The sequence below is a fragment of the Enterobacter sp. WCHEn090032 genome (assembly GCF_003986875.1).
Taxonomy (GTDB): domain Bacteria; phylum Pseudomonadota; class Gammaproteobacteria; order Enterobacterales; family Enterobacteriaceae; genus Enterobacter; species Enterobacter sichuanensis.
The window spans coordinates 19,662-35,790 of record NZ_RXRN01000028.1 but is presented as its reverse complement, the minus strand read 5'-3'; the positions used below and the strand labels follow the sequence as shown (position 1 = coordinate 35,790).

13 protein-coding genes and 1 tRNA gene are annotated in these 16,129 nt (G+C 50.5%); 8 read left to right on the top strand and 6 right to left on the bottom strand.

Features of this window, described 5'->3' with window-relative positions; genetic code table 11:
• Positions 1 to 72: 72 nt before the first annotated feature.
• From EKN83_RS19210 to EKN83_RS19190, 5 genes are all read left to right on the top strand, one after another.
• The gene (locus EKN83_RS19210) at positions 73 to 756 is read left to right on the top strand and encodes an outer membrane protein (protein ID WP_126801497.1); all 684 of its coding nucleotides are present in this window, start codon (positions 73 to 75) and stop codon (positions 754 to 756) included.
• Between the two features lie 596 nt (positions 757 to 1,352).
• Positions 1,353 to 1,607 (top strand): hypothetical protein, encoded by a 255-nt coding sequence (locus EKN83_RS19205; protein WP_095441926.1) that lies wholly within the window; start codon positions 1,353 to 1,355, stop codon positions 1,605 to 1,607.
• A 570-nt stretch (positions 1,608 to 2,177) separates the two neighbouring features.
• The gene (locus tag EKN83_RS19200; protein WP_126801505.1) at positions 2,178 to 4,160 is read left to right on the top strand and encodes an AAA family ATPase; all 1,983 of its coding nucleotides are present in this window, start codon (positions 2,178 to 2,180) and stop codon (positions 4,158 to 4,160) included.
• Entirely contained in the window at positions 4,157 to 5,482 is a 1,326-nt protein-coding gene (locus EKN83_RS19195) for an McrC family protein (RefSeq protein ID WP_126801496.1), read from the top strand. The genes EKN83_RS19200 and EKN83_RS19195 overlap by 4 nt, the downstream gene beginning before the upstream one ends.
• Positions 5,483 to 5,526: 44 nt before the next feature.
• Positions 5,527 to 6,144, top strand: coding sequence for a hypothetical protein (locus EKN83_RS19190; RefSeq protein ID WP_126801495.1), 618 nt, complete (start codon positions 5,527 to 5,529; stop codon positions 6,142 to 6,144).
• Between the two features lie 179 nt (positions 6,145 to 6,323).
• Here the strand turns inward: EKN83_RS19190 and EKN83_RS19185 are convergent.
• Positions 6,324 to 6,399, bottom strand: a tRNA-Ile gene (locus tag EKN83_RS19185).
• Between the two features lie 125 nt (positions 6,400 to 6,524).
• On the opposite strand from EKN83_RS19185, the gene mug reads away from it, so the two are divergent.
• A complete protein-coding gene (gene mug, locus EKN83_RS19180; protein WP_025758550.1) occupies positions 6,525 to 7,031 on the top strand; it encodes a G/U mismatch-specific DNA glycosylase in 507 nt (168 codons plus the stop codon).
• A gap of 87 nt (positions 7,032 to 7,118) precedes the next feature.
• On the opposite strand, the gene rpoD is transcribed toward mug, so the two are convergent.
• From rpoD to rpsU, 3 genes are all read right to left on the bottom strand, one after another.
• Positions 7,119 to 8,966: an RNA polymerase sigma factor RpoD gene (rpoD, locus tag EKN83_RS19175; protein ID WP_025758549.1), complete on the bottom strand. Its 1,848-nt coding sequence runs from the start codon at positions 8,964 to 8,966 to the stop codon at positions 7,119 to 7,121.
• 165 nt (positions 8,967 to 9,131) lie between these two features.
• A complete protein-coding gene (gene dnaG / locus EKN83_RS19170; RefSeq protein WP_025758547.1) occupies positions 9,132 to 10,877 on the bottom strand; it encodes a DNA primase in 1,746 nt (581 codons plus the stop codon).
• 114 nt (positions 10,878 to 10,991) lie between these two features.
• Positions 10,992 to 11,207 (bottom strand): 30S ribosomal protein S21, encoded by a 216-nt coding sequence (gene rpsU / locus EKN83_RS19165; protein ID WP_001144069.1) that lies wholly within the window; start codon positions 11,205 to 11,207, stop codon positions 10,992 to 10,994.
• Positions 11,208 to 11,443: 236 nt separating this feature from the next.
• Here rpsU and tsaD point away from each other — a divergent pair, with 236 nt between their 5' ends.
• Complete coding sequence (tsaD, locus tag EKN83_RS19160) at positions 11,444 to 12,457, top strand: tRNA (adenosine(37)-N6)-threonylcarbamoyltransferase complex transferase subunit TsaD (protein ID WP_025758545.1); 1,014 nt, start codon at positions 11,444 to 11,446, stop codon at positions 12,455 to 12,457.
• An 18-nt stretch (positions 12,458 to 12,475) separates the two neighbouring features.
• On the opposite strand, the gene EKN83_RS19155 is transcribed toward tsaD, so the two are convergent.
• Positions 12,476 to 13,159: a response regulator transcription factor gene (locus EKN83_RS19155; RefSeq protein WP_126801494.1), complete on the bottom strand. Its 684-nt coding sequence runs from the start codon at positions 13,157 to 13,159 to the stop codon at positions 12,476 to 12,478.
• Positions 13,160 to 13,445: 286 nt separating this feature from the next.
• On the opposite strand from EKN83_RS19155, the gene EKN83_RS19150 reads away from it, so the two are divergent.
• Entirely contained in the window at positions 13,446 to 15,470 is a 2,025-nt protein-coding gene (locus tag EKN83_RS19150) for a S8 family serine peptidase (protein ID WP_126801493.1), read from the top strand.
• 37 nt (positions 15,471 to 15,507) lie between these two features.
• Here EKN83_RS19150 and ureG read toward each other — a convergent pair whose 3' ends face one another.
• Entirely contained in the window at positions 15,508 to 16,125 is a 618-nt protein-coding gene (ureG, locus tag EKN83_RS19145) for an urease accessory protein UreG (RefSeq protein ID WP_126801492.1), read from the bottom strand.
• Positions 16,126 to 16,129: the final 4 nt, after the last annotated feature.

Genomic DNA, 16,129 nt, shown 5'->3' with positions numbered 1-16,129 from the left:
CGTCTCACTGACTTTTCCTGACACCGGCAGACGATGGTTCGCCGTGCGGAATGTTTTTCCAAAGGAGTGTAGATGAAGATGAAAGCTATTGTAGTCGCCCTGCCTGTCGCGATGATCCCGGCTACCGTTCTGGCGGCAAATACGGAAGAAGGGTATTACGGTTCGGCAAAATATCTGCAGATTGAACAGCGGGCCAAAGAGATGGATACCAGCTCCCGTCCGGGTGTCGGGCAGTTTGTGGGCGGTAAAGAGAAAGAGCATTTTGGCGGCGCGGCGATTGCCGCAGGTTACCAGTTCGGTAACGGCTGGCGTACCGAAGGTGAATACACCTTTAAACAAAAAACGGAGTACACCAGCGGCTCCAGCACATTCGCAAACAGCTTTAACCACCTGCAGACCGAAACAGAACGTCTGATGCTGAATGTCTACCGCGATTATGAACTCGGCTACGGTGTCTCTGTTTACGGAACCGCAGGGCTTGGCGTGAGCAAGATCAAAGCGGGCGGCTGGCAGGGTAACGCCGGACGTGAATATGCCTCGACAACACAAAGCAACCTGACTTATGCGTTAGGGGCGGGAGTAAGCTACACGCCGGTTGAACGTCTGTATGTCGATCTGGGCTATCGTTATATCGATATGGGTAAGATTGAAAGCGGATATAACAATTTTACTAACGCGCGTGGCTTAAAAGATGAGCAGATGAAGGCGCACATCGTCTCTAACGAATTTACGCTGGGCATGCGTTACGTGTTTTAACCTGTTGTGAATGTCACTGCTTTAAAACAGGGCCAACACCGTGGAAGTGCGGGGTTGGCTTTTTTCTTGCGTGCATGTGGCATGTAGGTTTGCTGATTCCCATCAAAACCATCGATTATGTTTTACATAAAAATAGGTAACGATGATGATCCATGCCAGGGTAAGAAGACCAAAATAGTCAGGGATAAAACGCGCGAACAGATAAGCGCCAGCAACGATGAGCGCTATAGGGATATAATAAATATATGACTGCAGAAACCATAATATTGCTCGTTTCATCTTTTTAATAACTCATATAAAGCATCACCGATTATTTCCTCATTGTTGCCACCTGATTCAATTTGATAAATTATTTTTGTCATTTGTGGTATATCAAGAGCAACATCGTTTCGGTTATAGATTTCGACAAGTGCTAATGTCAGACGTCATTCTTCATTTATTACCTCGCGACAGGCATTGCGGCAGTAATCGTCAGGGTAAAATTCCTTTCTGATTTCACCTTCATTTTTGCATAGCTGTCTGCCATTATAATTTTCCTTGTTGTAAAATTACCCTGCCAATAATTGATCATCATCGTCATAGGGGCAAGCAAGAAAATGAAAAAAAGCGGTAGAGTGGCAATTTATGTTCTGGTGGTGATTATTTTCTTTCTCACTATTCCGGAGATCGTCGTTCGTGTACTCACTCCAGAGCAGTTTGCTCGATTAAGTGATTTTACAAGCTTTGGCGGCTTGTTCAGTCATATCCTTTCTTTATTGATTTTCCTTGGCTTAGCTTCCATTCTGCTGGGTGTACTCGCCATTTTTGTAACGAAAAAAATTTGCCGCCATGTCACTCGATACAAAAGCTAATCTTCAAAACTGATCCACAAGGCGGCAGGTGAGGGGGAGTTAAGTGTGTTCTGATCTGCGTCATACTGTTGGGGGCTGGATCGAGATCGGGTTAAGTTAAGATGCTATGTAACGGTAATGGGATACTGTCAGTTACATAGAAAAAGCCACTCGTTAGAGTGGTTTAATTATATGATTTTAAAGATAAAATTTTTTTCCTCCTGCTGGATTTGGACCAGCGACCAAGCGATTATGAATCATAAAAATCATTATTTCTTATATGTGCTCATTTATGCGGGGACTTGATTTAAGGTGATATAAATCATTGTGTAATTCCTTTACCCTGGTTTCTGTTTGTCCGTAAATGTTTGCGGCAGTAATATCGTTACCTGGCCCATTGCCTGACCCAAAATTTGATTGGGTGAGGTAAGTGAAAATGAACAGGCGATGACATGGAAACGCATTTACCAGATAGCAGAGTTGATGGTGCAATACCTCTCTAACCCTGACTGGCGAACGGCTTTGAGCGGGTTGTGTTAGATATGTTGGAAGGGGCTTAACGCCTTTTCATCAAGGAGTGTGGTGCAGGAAATGCTGAATTCGCTCGAGATATACCAGGCGTTGAATGAATTGGGTTACCGGCTTGAGGCTGGAAAATTCGAGCCAAGCTATGCATCCGAGCATGCGCTTGGGGATGGAAAGTATCTGTATGTCAAACGTAGCCGGGATGGCGTGGTTAACAAGAGCCCATTGGTTCTTGCACCGGAAACCCTATCCTTAAAGGCGGAAATTGATCGTATTGCGGGTATACACTGCCTTTGGGAAAAAGTAAAAAGCACCAGCTACCGTCGTTACCCGAAAGATAATGGTACGTCTCAATATGGTTTCGCGGCTGATGTTGAATCAGTCGAAGCGCTACTGGCGCTGGTGACTTTACTGGGTGGTCAACCCTCTTCGATTCCCCAAACCGAACTAAAAAGAGACAACGAACACAAGGAACGATCGCCTATGTACCCCTTAAATCAGATTCTCTTCGGACCACCTGGCACAGGCAAAACCTATACGACGACTGAAATGGCGGTCAAAATTGCCGATCATGCCTGGTACCAACAAGCTACGCGAGAACATCATGGCAATGACTTTCGGGAGTTGGTAAAAGAACGCTATAAGGCATTGGTAGAAAAGCAGCGCATTATGTTCACCACTTTCCATCAGAGTTTCTCCTATGAAGACTTTATTGAAGGAATTCGCGCGACAACTGATGAAAAATCGGGCGCGCTACGCTACGACGTTGTGGATGGTATTTTTAAACAGCTGTGTCTGAATGCCAGGGTTAAGATCCAGGGGAATGCAACACAATCTATCTCTCTCAAAGGTCGGCGGATCTGGAAAATGTCTTTGGGTAATACCATGGGAGGAGAAGAGGATGTGTATGAAGATTGCCTGGCAAACAATTATGTCCTCCTGGGCTGGGGAGAAGATATCGACTTTAGTCATTGCCCAACCTATGAATCAATTAAAGCTCGGATTGCATCAGCAAAACAGTCATTGGAAGGCACCAGTAATTATATGGCAGTCGCCGTTAATACTTTTAAAAATATTATTAAGAAAGGTGATTTAGTCGTCGTCTCTGATGGTAATCATAAGTTCCGTGCAATAGCTGAAATTACTGGAGAATATACTTACTTCCCCAATGATGAGCGTGAGTATTACCATCAAATGCGCTCAGTTAAATGGTTAAGAACATACACCCCAAGTCTGCCTAAAGAGCAAATTTTCACCAAATCGCTATCTCAGATGACCCTTTATGAATTGCAGGATACGACGATTGATCGTGAAAAATTAGCACAGTTGTTGGCTCCAGTTGAGAATGTCGATAGTCAGGATCTTCCACATGTACTGATAATAGATGAAATCAATCGCGGTAATATAGCGCGTATATTTGGTGAGCTTATTACTCTTCTTGAACCAGACAAGCGTCAGGGGGCTGATGACGAGCGGTCACTCATGCTCCCCTATTCAAAACAAACATTCTCAGTACCAAAAAATATCTATGTTATTGGGACGATGAATACTGCGGATAAATCCCTGATTCAAATAGACCTGGCACTAAGACGACGTTTTAGCTTTACCGAAATGCCCTCACGCCCGGAGCTGTTAGCAGGGGTCACGGTATTTGGCGTTAATGTCGAAACGTTGTTAACGCGTATTAATCAACGTATCGAAGCGCTGCTGGATAGTGAGCATATGATTGGTCATGCTTACTTTATGCCATTAAAGAAATTAGATGATAATGACGACCGCGAGGCCTGTCTTGCCAGCATTTTCAAGGACAAAATCATTCCATTGCTGAGAGAGTATTTCTTTGACGATTATGAGCGTATCGGTTGGGTGCTGAATGATTCGGTGAAAGCAAAAGAAAATCGTTTTATCCTGTTGCAACAGTCAGCACAACTACCATCATTTTCTGCACTATTCCCGAAAGATATTGCGGATAGTTTGTCTGACAGGCGTTTCCGTATCAATGAGCATGCTTTCGTGTCGGCAGAAGCTTATCAGGGTATTGTCGCATGATGATCCAGGTTCGGGAATACGCTCTGCTTACCTGTGATAACTCTCAAGTAGCCAGTATGGACTTGGGGATTGTCTCTGAGGCAACCTTTTCCTGGCTTGAGCAATTGCAACAAAAGTGGAGTGGTACTTCTCAAATTCTCAACCGAGAAGGAAAGCGTTTTTTGCGTTTGGGAAGTTATGTCGGTTATCTCCAATCCCCGAATGGCGAATCAATTGAAATTTTACCAAAAACCACATTTGAAGCTCCAGCTGAAGTAGTCTCCCTGCGTCTGCTTTTACGCCGAATGCTAAGCACCTCTTTAGGTATTACACCCCGTGAGGCGAACCAGGCGGCGTTGCAACGTAGTGACCAGCCTCTACATGAATGGATAATCAGTGAATTTTTGCGGAATCTTACTGAGTTAGTGCGTAAAGGGCTGCGTTTTGATTACCACCTTATCGAGGATGAACATAGCGCGTTCATCCGTGGTCAATGGAATGTCACTGCGCAGATGAGAACGCCTCCGGGCAGAGAGACTCATTTTCATGTGCGTTATGCCGAGTTTTCCCCACAGCGTATCGAGAACCGTCTGTTGCGGACCGCTTTGGATTGGGCGCTTAAAATGACCAGGCAAGGACAGAATTGGAGGCAGGCAAATTCACTTAGCCACCAACTGGATGGCATTAAGCCTATTTGTGGTAGTAAAACACAATCCATGAGGCAATGGAGTGATGGTAAATATCTTTTGGGTTATCGCGCCATAAAACCGTGGTGCAAACTCATTCTTGAACAGATGAATCCGGATTTTCAACATGGGTCGCATCAGGGAATTTCTTTGTTGTTCCCGATGGAGAAGTTATATGAGGGCTGGGTAGGATACGGTCTGGCTGGAGCGTTGCATCACGATTACCAACTCATAGAACAGACTAAGAGCCAGTACTTGCTAGAGCATGTTCCTGTTAGCGAAAAGTCATCTCAACGATGGTTTATGCTTAAACCGGACTTTCTTATCATCGGTGGGCAGACGTTGGTCCTCGATGCTAAATGGAAACTATTAGATAGCAGAGCCGGTGACAGCCTAAGGAAGTATGAAATCAGCCAGGCTGACCTCTATCAGATGTTTGCCTATGGGCAGAAGTATCTCCATGGGCAAGGAAATATGATGTTGATTTATCCGCGGCATCAGTACTTTGCTAAACCACTACCGGTGTTCCGTTTCGACGAAGATTTATCATTGTGGTGCGTGCCCTTTGACCTTGAGTCGGGGGGGTTAGTAAAAGGTGAATGGCGGGATTCGTTCCGCTGCTTTCCGGGGGATGATCCTGCAACGGCTTATGAATAAGCCATTCACTTCTAGAAAGTTAGAATGGCGAGGGAGAAGTAATCATGCTCTATAAAGATTTCTACCATTTACTGTTGGAGACATTTTCCCAACCAGTTGAGCTATTCACTGGCTCAAGAAATGTACCTTTTACTCTCTATGCTGAAGAAACAAAACTGTTTGTCCGAAATGGAAAAGATAATATCAGCCGTATCGATCCTAAAGAAGTTGCAGCGTTTGTTGAGCGCTTTGAAGAAAGTGAAAGTTTGTTAGCAAAAGACTATCAGGATGTGACTTTCAAAGCCTCCTATTTGTTGGCAGCAATGAAATATATTACTGAGCAGAATGCATCTGTTGTGCGATTCCACAGTGAAGAAATTCACAACAGCGAAATGCAATATAAATACTGGCTAAAAGAAAATCCTGAAGGCTATGTTTTAAATTTGCTTAAAAGAAGTGAGATAAGTAGTGAACTGGACCTTACAAATTCAACTTGTCTGCATTCCGCTGGCTGTTCTTCGGTAAATAATGAACGCAGTTATTCTCATTCAGAGCCATTTACTGGTAATGATTACTTTAAAATTTGCTCAGTAAGCCTTTGTCTTCTTGAGAAAGAAGCCATCAATATAACAAAGCTTAGCACTGTGAAAAAGCATTCTTGTTTAAAGAGTAAAATACCTTAATTCCACCTTAACGATTTATATTGAATCGGCACGGGTTTAACAGACTGCTCAGAGCCATTTATGGACTAACCCCCCGGTAGACGATCCTGCCCTATAGCTGGACTTACCCATTCCCAGACCCAAATCCGACGCAAAGAAAAAGGACTTAGATGATTTCTCATCTAAGTCCTTGATATGTTTGGTGGCCCCTGCTGGACTTGAACCAGCGACCAAGCGATTATGAGTCGCCTGCTCTAACCACTGAGCTAAGGGGCCGTGGCGGTGAATTATAAAGTAACTCCCCTCAGCAATCCAGCCATTCACACCTGCCTGCTGTTTTTATAAACAATGCATAATCAATCCTTTATACTTCCCTGACGATGTATTGAGCGGGAGTAACGATGATCAACGATATTCTGGCCCCAGGACTGCGGGTGGTGTTCTGCGGCATTAACCCCGGCAAGTCCTCGGCGCACACCGGTTTTCACTTTGCCCATCCGGGAAATCGCTTCTGGAAGGTGATCTATCAGGCCGGGTTTACCGACAGGTTACTAAAGCCCGAAGAGGAACAGCACCTGCTGGATACGCGCTGCGGCATTACCATGCTGGTTGAGCGCCCGACGGTACAGGCGAGCGAAGTCAACCTGCATGAGTTGCGCAGTGGCGGTCGGGAGCTGATCAAGAAAATTGAAGATTATCAGCCCGCCGCGCTGGCGATCCTCGGTAAGCAGGCCTACGAGCAGGCGTTCAGCCAGCGTGGGGCGCAGTGGGGCAAGCAGGCTATCACCATCGGCGTGACGCAGGTGTGGGTGCTGCCGAATCCGAGCGGGCTCAACAGGGCAACGCTGGACAAGCTGGTAGAGGCCTATCGGGAGCTGGATGAGGCGCTGATGGTGCGGGGGCTTTAATCCTCTGCGGCCTGATGCCCTCACCCTGGGAGAGGAAATAAACAAAAAAAAAGCTCCCGATTGGGAGCTTTTTGCTGTTTACCTGGGTTAGTCGTCCAGGAAGCTACGCAGCACTTCAGAGCGGCTTGGGTGACGCAGCTTACGCAGCGCCTTCGCTTCGATCTGACGGATACGTTCGCGGGTTACGTCGAACTGTTTACCCACTTCTTCCAGCGTGTGGTCGGTGTTCATATCGATACCGAAACGCATGCGCAGTACTTTCGCTTCACGGGCGGTCAGGCCGGCCAGCACGTCGTGCGTGGCGGCGCGCAGGCTCTCGGTGGTGGCAGAGTCCAGCGGCAGCTCGAGGGTGGTATCCTCGATGAAATCCCCCAGATGCGAATCTTCATCGTCACCGATAGGTGTTTCCATGGAGATTGGCTCTTTGGCGATCTTCAGCACTTTACGGATCTTGTCTTCCGGCATCAGCATACGCTCGGCCAGCTCTTCCGGCGTCGGCTCACGACCCATCTCCTGCAGCATCTGGCGGGAAATACGGTTGAGCTTGTTGATGGTCTCAATCATATGCACCGGAATACGGATGGTGCGCGCCTGATCCGCGATAGAGCGGGTGATAGCCTGACGGATCCACCAGGTTGCGTAGGTGGAGAACTTGTAACCACGACGGTATTCGAACTTATCTACCGCCTTCATCAGACCGATGTTGCCTTCCTGAATCAGATCCAGGAACTGCAGACCACGGTTGGTGTATTTCTTGGCGATAGAGATAACCAGACGTAAGTTCGCTTCAACCATCTCTTTCTTCGCTCGGCGGGCTTTCGCTTCACCGATGGACATACGACGGTTGATGTCTTTAACCTGCTCGATGGTCAGGCCAGTCTCTTCTTCAATCTGCTGCAGTTTCTGCAGGCCGCGATACACGTCTTCTTTCACGTCGTGCAGTTTTTCAGACCACGGCTTGTTCATCGCGATAGCTGCGTTGAACCAGGTTTCGCTGGTTTCGTTGCCGGTGAAGAGGGTGATGAAGTTCTTCTTCGGCATTTTGCACTGCTCAACGCACAGCTTCATGATGATGCGTTCCTGGGTACGTACGCGATCCATCATCACGCGCATGCTGTTCACCAGGTAGTCGAACTGTTTTGGCACCAGGCGGAACTGTTTGAACACTTCAGACAGTTTCAGGATCTCTTCCTGAGCGGCGGCATGACTGCGGCCTTTCGCTTTGATGGTGTCACGCGTCACTTCGTACTGAGTACGCAGCTCGGCAAATTTCTCACGTGCCAGTTCCGGGTCGATGCTGTTGTCATCATCCGCGGTGTCGTCGTCGCTCTCTTCCTCATCTTCGTCTTCGTCATCATCCATCTCTTCCTGAGACAGTTCAGAACCGACGTGAGTAGCGGTTGGTGCCATATCTTCTTCAGCGTTCGGGTCGACAAAACCGGTGATCAGGTCAGACAGGCGCGCTTCTTCCGCTTCAACGCGATCGTACTGCTCCAGCAGATAGGTGATCGCTTCCGGGTACTCGGCTACAGAGCACTGAACCTGGTTGATCCCGTCTTCGATGCGTTTTGCGATGTCAATTTCGCCTTCGCGGGTCAACAGTTCAACGGTGCCCATTTCGCGCATATACATGCGGACCGGGTCAGTAGTACGCCCGATTTCAGATTCCACGCTGGACAGTACCTGTGCAGCAGCTTCTTCCGCATCTTCGTCAGTGTTGTTGGAGGTTTCAGCCAGCAACAGATCATCGGCATCCGGTGCTTCTTCCATCACCTGAATGCCCATGTCATTGATCATTTGGATGATATCTTCGATTTGATCTGAATCGACGATATCTTCCGGCAGATGGTCATTGACCTCGGCATAGGTCAGATAGCCTTGCTCCTTACCACGTTGGACAAGAAGTTTCAGCTGTGACTGCGGGTTTTGCTCCATAAGACGGTATCCACACTTAATTCGTTTGATTGGTGTCGGCGATGGGGCTGCCAACCTTTAAAGCGAGGGCGTACTTATATTTTTGCCGCTGCCTCTCAGTGCGGCTGCCGGGGGCTTCCCGATCGATATTCGGCACTTAAGCCGTTAAATACTTTTGTCTTTGACTTATTTCTTCGCCAGTTCCTGGTTAATCATCCAGAGCTCCCGGCGCTCTTCGCTGCTCAAACCGTGTGTGCGCTCGCGAGCAATCAACTCTTCCTGGCGCAGCTCAAGCATCGAATCAAACATATGGTTGAGTGAGTCGGTGAACGTTTTTTCTGCAATGTCCTTATCAGCTATATCGTCCCACATCGACAATTTTTCAAGGGTAGCGGCCTCTTTTGTACCGCGATAATGCTCTAAAAGTTGTCCGGTGGTCAGACCTGGCTGAGACAAACAAGTGTTGACCAGTTCTGAAAATAAGCCAAGTCCGGGCAATTTTTCGTGGTCCAAACCCGCCAGCGACGGCACCTGCGGCGCAAGCTCGGGGTTTTGAACCAGCAACCCTATCAGTATACGCATGGTTGTGCGTTTTAGCTGAGGCGCGGCGCGAACCGTGCCGTTTTCAGCCTGTTTAGGCATTAAACGTTCAAGCTGGCTGTCATCCAGAATGCCGAGCTTGTTGCCTAACTCCTGACGCAGATAGATACGCAGCGTTTCGCCTGGCACCTGGCTGATTAACGGCAGCGCCAGCGTGCTGAGCTGCGCGCGCCCGTCAGGGGTACTCAAATCGACCTGCGGCATCAGGCTGTTAAACAGAAACGTGGAGAGCGGCTGAGCCTGCTCCATCCGCGCTTCAAACGCCGCTTTGCCCTCTTTACGCACCAGCGTATCCGGGTCTTCACCGTCAGGCAGAAACATAAAGCGCAACTGTCGGCCGTCGGTCATGTAGGGTAGCGCGGTTTCCAGTGCGCGCCAGGCGGCGTCACGTCCTGCGCGGTCACCGTCGTAACAACAAATCACGTTGTTGGTCACGCGGAACAGCAGCTGGATATGATCCGCCGTCGTGGACGTTCCTAACGACGCTACCGCGTAGTTAATGTCGTACTGCGCCAGCGCAACAACGTCCATATACCCTTCGACGACCAGAAGACGCGGAGGTTCCGCATTGTTCTGTTGCGCCTCATAAAGGCCATACAGTTGGCGGCCCTTATGGAAAATATCGGTTTCCGGGGAGTTGAGGTACTTCGGCAGGGCATCACCCAGCACGCGACCACCAAAACCAATCACCCGGCCACGCTTGTCGCGGATCGGGAACATCACCCGTTCACGGAAGCGGTCGTAGCTACGTCCCTGGTCGTTGGTGACCAGCATGCCTGCATCGATAAGAGACTTACGATCTTCGCTATTGCCGCCAAAACGCTTTAACACGTTGTCCCAGCCGGGCGGGGCGTAACCAATAGCGAAACGCGCAATGACCTCATCGCTCAGTCCGCGCTTGTTCAGATACTGACGCGCAGGCTCAGCCGCAGAGTGCTTAAGAGACTGTTGGTAAAACGAATTCAGGCCATCCATCAGTTGATACAGCGTTTGCCGTTGATGGCGCTCGATCTGACTTGGGCCACTGCCTGCTTCATACGGCACTTCAAGGTTATGCATCGCCGCCAGCTCTTCGACGGTTTCAACGAACTCGAGCTTGTCGTAGTTCATTAAAAAATCAACGGCATTACCGTGAGCACCACAGCCGAAGCAATGGTAAAACTGCTTTTCACCGTTTACGGTGAAGGAGGGGGTTTTTTCGTTATGGAACGGACAGCACGCATGGTAATTCTTGCCCTGCTTTTTCAGCTTTACCCGCGCGTCGATGAGATCGACGATGTCGGTTCTGGCGAGCAGGTCATTGATGAAAACGCGTGGGATTCTTCCGGCCATATGCCCCAAAATTTAAGCGACTTATAAACGAAAACAAGCCGCGCATTCCTTCCGGAAGCACGGCCTTACGACTATTACTCTGTCTGTCAATTGAGGGCGTTGGCCCTCAATCAATTAGTACAGACGAGTACGGCGTGCGTTTTCGCGAGCCAGTTTCTTCGCGTGACGTTTCACAGCGGAAGCTTTAGCGCGCTTACGTTCGGTCGTTGGTTTTTCATAAAACTCACGACGACGAACTTCAGCCAGAACACCTGCTTTCTCGCATGAACGTTTGAAGCGACGCAGTGCTACGTCGAACGGCTCGTTTTCACGTACTTTAATTACCGGCATGTAACTCTCACCTTTAATAAATTCGGTTTGCCGCTGGCATCAGCGCCAGCTTATTTCAAAATGGTGCGGAATTTTACTGCAAATGCTGCTGCTTTGTAAAGCACCGAAGCGATTTTGAAAGGGACTTTTATAAGGGGGAAGAGTATACACGAGCGGATGTCCTGGGGCGAACAAAGTTTTACATCAACCCGCATTCGCCCTACACTGCGCGGTATTGAAGCGAGGTAAAACAAGTCATGCGTGTACTGGGTATTGAAACATCCTGCGATGAAACCGGCATCGCCATTTACGACGACGAAAAAGGGCTTCTGGCCAACCAACTGTATAGTCAGGTGAAATTGCACGCTGACTACGGCGGCGTCGTGCCTGAACTGGCCTCTCGTGACCACGTGCGTAAAACGGTTCCCCTGATTCAGGCGGCGCTGAAAGAGGCCGGGTTGCGTTCAAACGATATTGATGCCGTGGCCTATACCGCAGGCCCGGGGCTGGTTGGCGCGCTGCTGGTTGGCGCCACGGTGGGACGTTCGCTGGCGTTCGCGTGGGATGTGCCGGCCATTCCGGTGCACCATATGGAAGGGCATCTTCTGGCACCGATGCTGGAAGAGAATCCGCCTGAGTTTCCGTTTGTGGCGCTGCTGGTTTCAGGTGGGCATACCCAGCTGATCAGCGTGACGGGGATTGGCAAGTATGAACTGCTGGGCGAGTCGATCGACGACGCCGCCGGTGAAGCGTTCGACAAAACCGCCAAGCTGCTGGGGCTGGATTACCCGGGCGGCCCGATGCTGTCCAGAATGGCGTCGCAGGGAACGGAAGGGCGCTTTGTATTCCCACGCCCGATGACCGACCGGCCAGGGCTGGATTTCAGCTTCTCCGGGCTGAAAACCTTCGCGGCCAACACTATCCGCAATAATGATGACAGCGAGCAGACCCGGGCCGATATTGCCCGCGCGTTCGAAGATGCGGTGGTCGATACGCTGATGATCAAGTGCAAGCGCGCGCTGGATCAGACCGGCTTTAAGCGTCTGGTGATGGCCGGTGGCGTCAGCGCCAACCGCACGCTGCGCGCGAAGCTGGCCGAGATGATGCAAAAACGTCGCGGGGAAGTGTTCTATGCGCGTCCGGAATTCTGTACCGATAACGGGGCGATGATCGCCTACGCCGGGATGGTGCGTCTGAACGCGGGAGCGACCGCCGATCTCAGCGTCTCCGTACGTCCGCGCTGGCCGCTGGCGGAGCTGCCCGAGGCCTGAAGGCGCTAAACCCGGATGTCAGATGGCGATATCAAACATCCGGGTCGTAGTGAGCAGACAATAAAGATGGCAGTCGCTGGCGACATGTAATTTCTCCATCGCCCGGAGCTTATGTGCGCTGACGGTTTTGATGCTCAGATGCATCTGCCTCGCGATTGCCACCAGCGGTAACCCTCTGCACAGCAGACGCAGCACATCCATCTCACGCGGCGACAGCTCGTCTGCGCTCTGCTTTCCTGACTGGAAAAAGGCGTTCATTGTTGAGCGCTCAATATACATCTCCCCGCCAGCCACGGTAACCAGGGCCTGAATGAGCCGCTTTTCACTGACATTGCGGGTAATGTAGCCGTGGGCGCCCGCTTTCAGCGCCGCGCGAATCAGCTGTGGGTTGCTGTAGGGGGAAACCATAATGACCTTCAGCAGCGGATATTGACGGGTGATCCACTTCAGCAGCGCCAGACCGTCCATTCCGCAAGCAGGATGTGGCCCCTGCGATGTGCGCAGGTTGTAGCCCAGCAGCAAAATGTCAGGCGTTTCTTGCGCGAGCATCTCCACCAGGGCTGATGTCGCATCCGCTTCCCCCACCAACGTAAAGGAAAGCGAGTGAAGACTCAGGTTAGTTGCCAGCTGATCCACAATAATGGCGTACACTCCCCGCCGAAAAATAGGGTTTTCATCAGCAATGGCAAATTTGACGGTCACGGAGGTTCCTCTTGCGTTATACGCGTATATGTCCTGGTTGAAATTATTTTACCTGAGAGATGGTTTTATCTGTAAAACATGCGGGAAGATATTTTTATTATCGTTATTTGTTTTTAAGTAATTTTATTTTCATAACTGGTTGACTTATTTTCTCTCCTTTTTGTGACGCTTTATAAAGAAAATTCTCAGCGTTAAATAGAGGGTTCTCATTGTTCCGTGATGCGCATTAATACAGTTTGAATAAAGCAATTAAGCGTATACATGTCATAAAGGAACAATGGCTCAAATGAAAAAAAGTATTCTCTCACTGTTAATTTGCGCAGCAGTAACCAGCTCTGCGTATGCTGAAGCAGCGACAAAGGTAGAGTTCGCTCAGGAGGGCGTCACGTATACGGCTATCGTCGTAAAACTTAAGCCCGGCAAGCCCCTCCTGAAAGCTACAAATACCGCCACCACGACGGCGTCAGATGAGCTCACGCTCGGCGATCCCTCTTTAGTGGCGAATAAAATGTTTCGCTCCAATAAACTTCGTAGCACCCAGTCGGATGAATTAACTAAACTGGATGCTACCTACGGGTTTGATCGCTATATGCGGATAGATATTCCTGAAAACAAAAGTCAGGATAAAGCCTTTATTAACCACGCGATTGCCGAGCTGGAACAAAATCCAAAAGTAGAATTAGTGTATGCGGAAGCCATGCCGGTTTCGCTGGATGAATATCAACATGATAATACCACGCCGCCGCTTTTACGCCAGTCCGCCGGAAATGCGACGCTGACCGCCACTGCCGTTCCTGATTTCCGTAACCTGCAGGATTATTTAAAATCCTCTGCGGAAAAACGCCCGGGTTATTATATGGGTGGAGTTAACCGCGACGGCGTTAGCGGTTATGCCGGTAGCGATGGGACTGGCGTTACCATTATCTCCACCGAAAACTGCGCCTGGAACACCAGCCACGTTAACTTACCGGCGATGGCCCTGAGCCAGGGCGACCGCACCTGGAAACCCGGCTGTGGCGATCATGACTCCTCTTCCGTGGGGATTATGGCAGGGAAAGATATCGGCAGCGGTATTCGCGGCTTTGCCTGGAACAGTAAGGTGGGTTATGCCGCCTGGCAGACGAACAATCTTTATAACATGATCCCCCTGCTGAAAGCGGGCGACGTGGTGCAGGTGGGTATGCAGGCCGAAAGCGCCAAACCTGCTGGCTGCACGAAAGAGTGTTATAACCCGTGGGAGGCGCAGCCAGCCTTCTTTGATATCACTAAGGCGCTGACCGATAAAGGAGTATATGTCATCGCTGCCGCAGGTAACGGTGGCCTCAGCCTTGACGATCCGGCTTACAACGGTAAATTTGATCTGTCAGTGAAGGATTCCGGCGCGATTATTGTTGGCGCAATGTGTGCGAGTGATGGCAAAAAAGCGTACTTCAGCAGCTATGGCTCACGCGTGACCAGCGCGGCGTGGGGCTGCTGGGACGTGGTGACTACCGGCAGTGGCGATTTGTACAGAGACGGCGTCAATAACTACACCCGTTCATTTGCCGGTACGTCCTCCGCTAACCCCATCATTGCAGGTGTGGTGGCGAGCCTGTCAGGGATTGCAAAAGCGCACGGGATTACCGTTACGCCGAAGCAGATGCGTCAGATTCTGCAGGAAACCGGGACGCCGCTGGCAAACGGGGATTCGGCTAAGATTGGCACCTTCCCGGATATGGAGCGTGCGGTTGCCCGTATTATGGCGTTGAAAGACGGCGGCACGCCTGCCGCTCCGGCGCCAACTGCCGCCGCGGGAGCGGATTATACGATGGTCTCCCCGACGACTGGCGTAAGTACCTATCCGCTGGACGGCAGCAAGAGCCTGAATGCCGTATCCTTTAACTGGAGCGTGACGAAAGGGACGGAAACCTTCTCGCTGGAAGAAAAACTGAATGGCACGCTGGTCAAGAGTGTGGATAGCGCGCATGCCTATGCCGTCATTCCTGCTAACAGCGAGGGAGAGGCGACCTACACCCTGACCACCACCGGCGCGGATGGGCGTACCGCGACCGACAGCATGACCATTAAGGTCAGTAAGCCAGCGGTGCCGCCGAAGGACGATACGCCGGCGAAAGATGACACACCGGTAAAACCTGCGGCGCCGGCCTACAACGCCAAAATTGCCTATCCAACCAAATGCACCAAAGTCTCGTACGACGGTAAAATCTGGTTTAACCAGTGGTATGTCAACCCGGGCCAGGAAACGCCGGGAACCGGCGGCCAGTGGGGCGCATGGCGAGAACAGGGAAGTGCTGGAAACAGCTGTAAATAACGCGTGAAGCCTGGCCTCCTGCCAGGCTTTTTCCGCATTACACATTCAACATCCCTTTTTCTTCCAGAAACGCAACGATCGTCGCCAGACCGTCACCCGCTTTCAGGTTGGTAAAGGTCCACGGACGTTCGCCGCGCATGCGGTTGGTGTCGCGCTCCATCACCTCCAGCGAAGCCCCCACGTACGGCGCGAGATCGGTTTTGTTGATCACCAGAAAATCGGATTTGGTGATCCCCGGCCCGCCCTTGCGCGGGATCTTCTCACCTTCGGCCACGTCGATGACGTAGATCGTCAGGTCAGCCAGCTCGGGACTGAAGGTCGCGCTCAGGTTGTCGCCGCCGCTTTCAACGAAGATCAGATCCAGATTGCCGAATTTTTCGCTCAGCGCTTCAACGGCTGCCAGGTTCATCGAAGCATCTTCGCGGATGGCGGTGTGCGGGCAGCCGCCAGTCTCCACGCCGACGATGCGCTCCGGCTCAAGGGCACCTGCTTCGGTCAGGATGCGCTGATCCTCTTTGGTGTAGATATCATTCGTCACCACCGCCAGGTGATACGTGTCGCGCATCGCCTTGCAGAGTGCTTCCAGCAGCGCGGTTTTGCCCGACCCCACCGGGCCGCCCACGCCCACGCGCAGGGGATGTTTGTAATTAGCCATATTG

Coding starts and splice junctions, on each gene's coding strand:
- ureG (WP_126801492.1), bottom strand. CDS start 16,125: ATGGCTAATTACAAACATCCCCTGCGCGTGGGCGTGGGCGGCCCGGTG.
- rpoD (WP_025758549.1), bottom strand. CDS start 8,966: ATGGAGCAAAACCCGCAGTCACAGCTGAAACTTCTTGTCCAACGTGGT.
- EKN83_RS19205 (WP_095441926.1), top strand. CDS start 1,353: ATGAAAAAAAGCGGTAGAGTGGCAATTTATGTTCTGGTGGTGATTATT.
- dnaG (WP_025758547.1), bottom strand. CDS start 10,877: ATGGCCGGAAGAATCCCACGCGTTTTCATCAATGACCTGCTCGCCAGA.
- EKN83_RS19195 (WP_126801496.1), top strand. CDS start 4,157: ATGATGATCCAGGTTCGGGAATACGCTCTGCTTACCTGTGATAACTCT.
- EKN83_RS19200 (WP_126801505.1), top strand. CDS start 2,178: ATGCTGAATTCGCTCGAGATATACCAGGCGTTGAATGAATTGGGTTAC.
- tsaD (WP_025758545.1), top strand. CDS start 11,444: ATGCGTGTACTGGGTATTGAAACATCCTGCGATGAAACCGGCATCGCC.
- mug (WP_025758550.1), top strand. CDS start 6,525: ATGATCAACGATATTCTGGCCCCAGGACTGCGGGTGGTGTTCTGCGGC.
- rpsU (WP_001144069.1), bottom strand. CDS start 11,207: ATGCCGGTAATTAAAGTACGTGAAAACGAGCCGTTCGACGTAGCACTG.
- EKN83_RS19190 (WP_126801495.1), top strand. CDS start 5,527: ATGCTCTATAAAGATTTCTACCATTTACTGTTGGAGACATTTTCCCAA.
- EKN83_RS19150 (WP_126801493.1), top strand. CDS start 13,446: ATGAAAAAAAGTATTCTCTCACTGTTAATTTGCGCAGCAGTAACCAGC.
- EKN83_RS19210 (WP_126801497.1), top strand. CDS start 73: ATGAAGATGAAAGCTATTGTAGTCGCCCTGCCTGTCGCGATGATCCCG.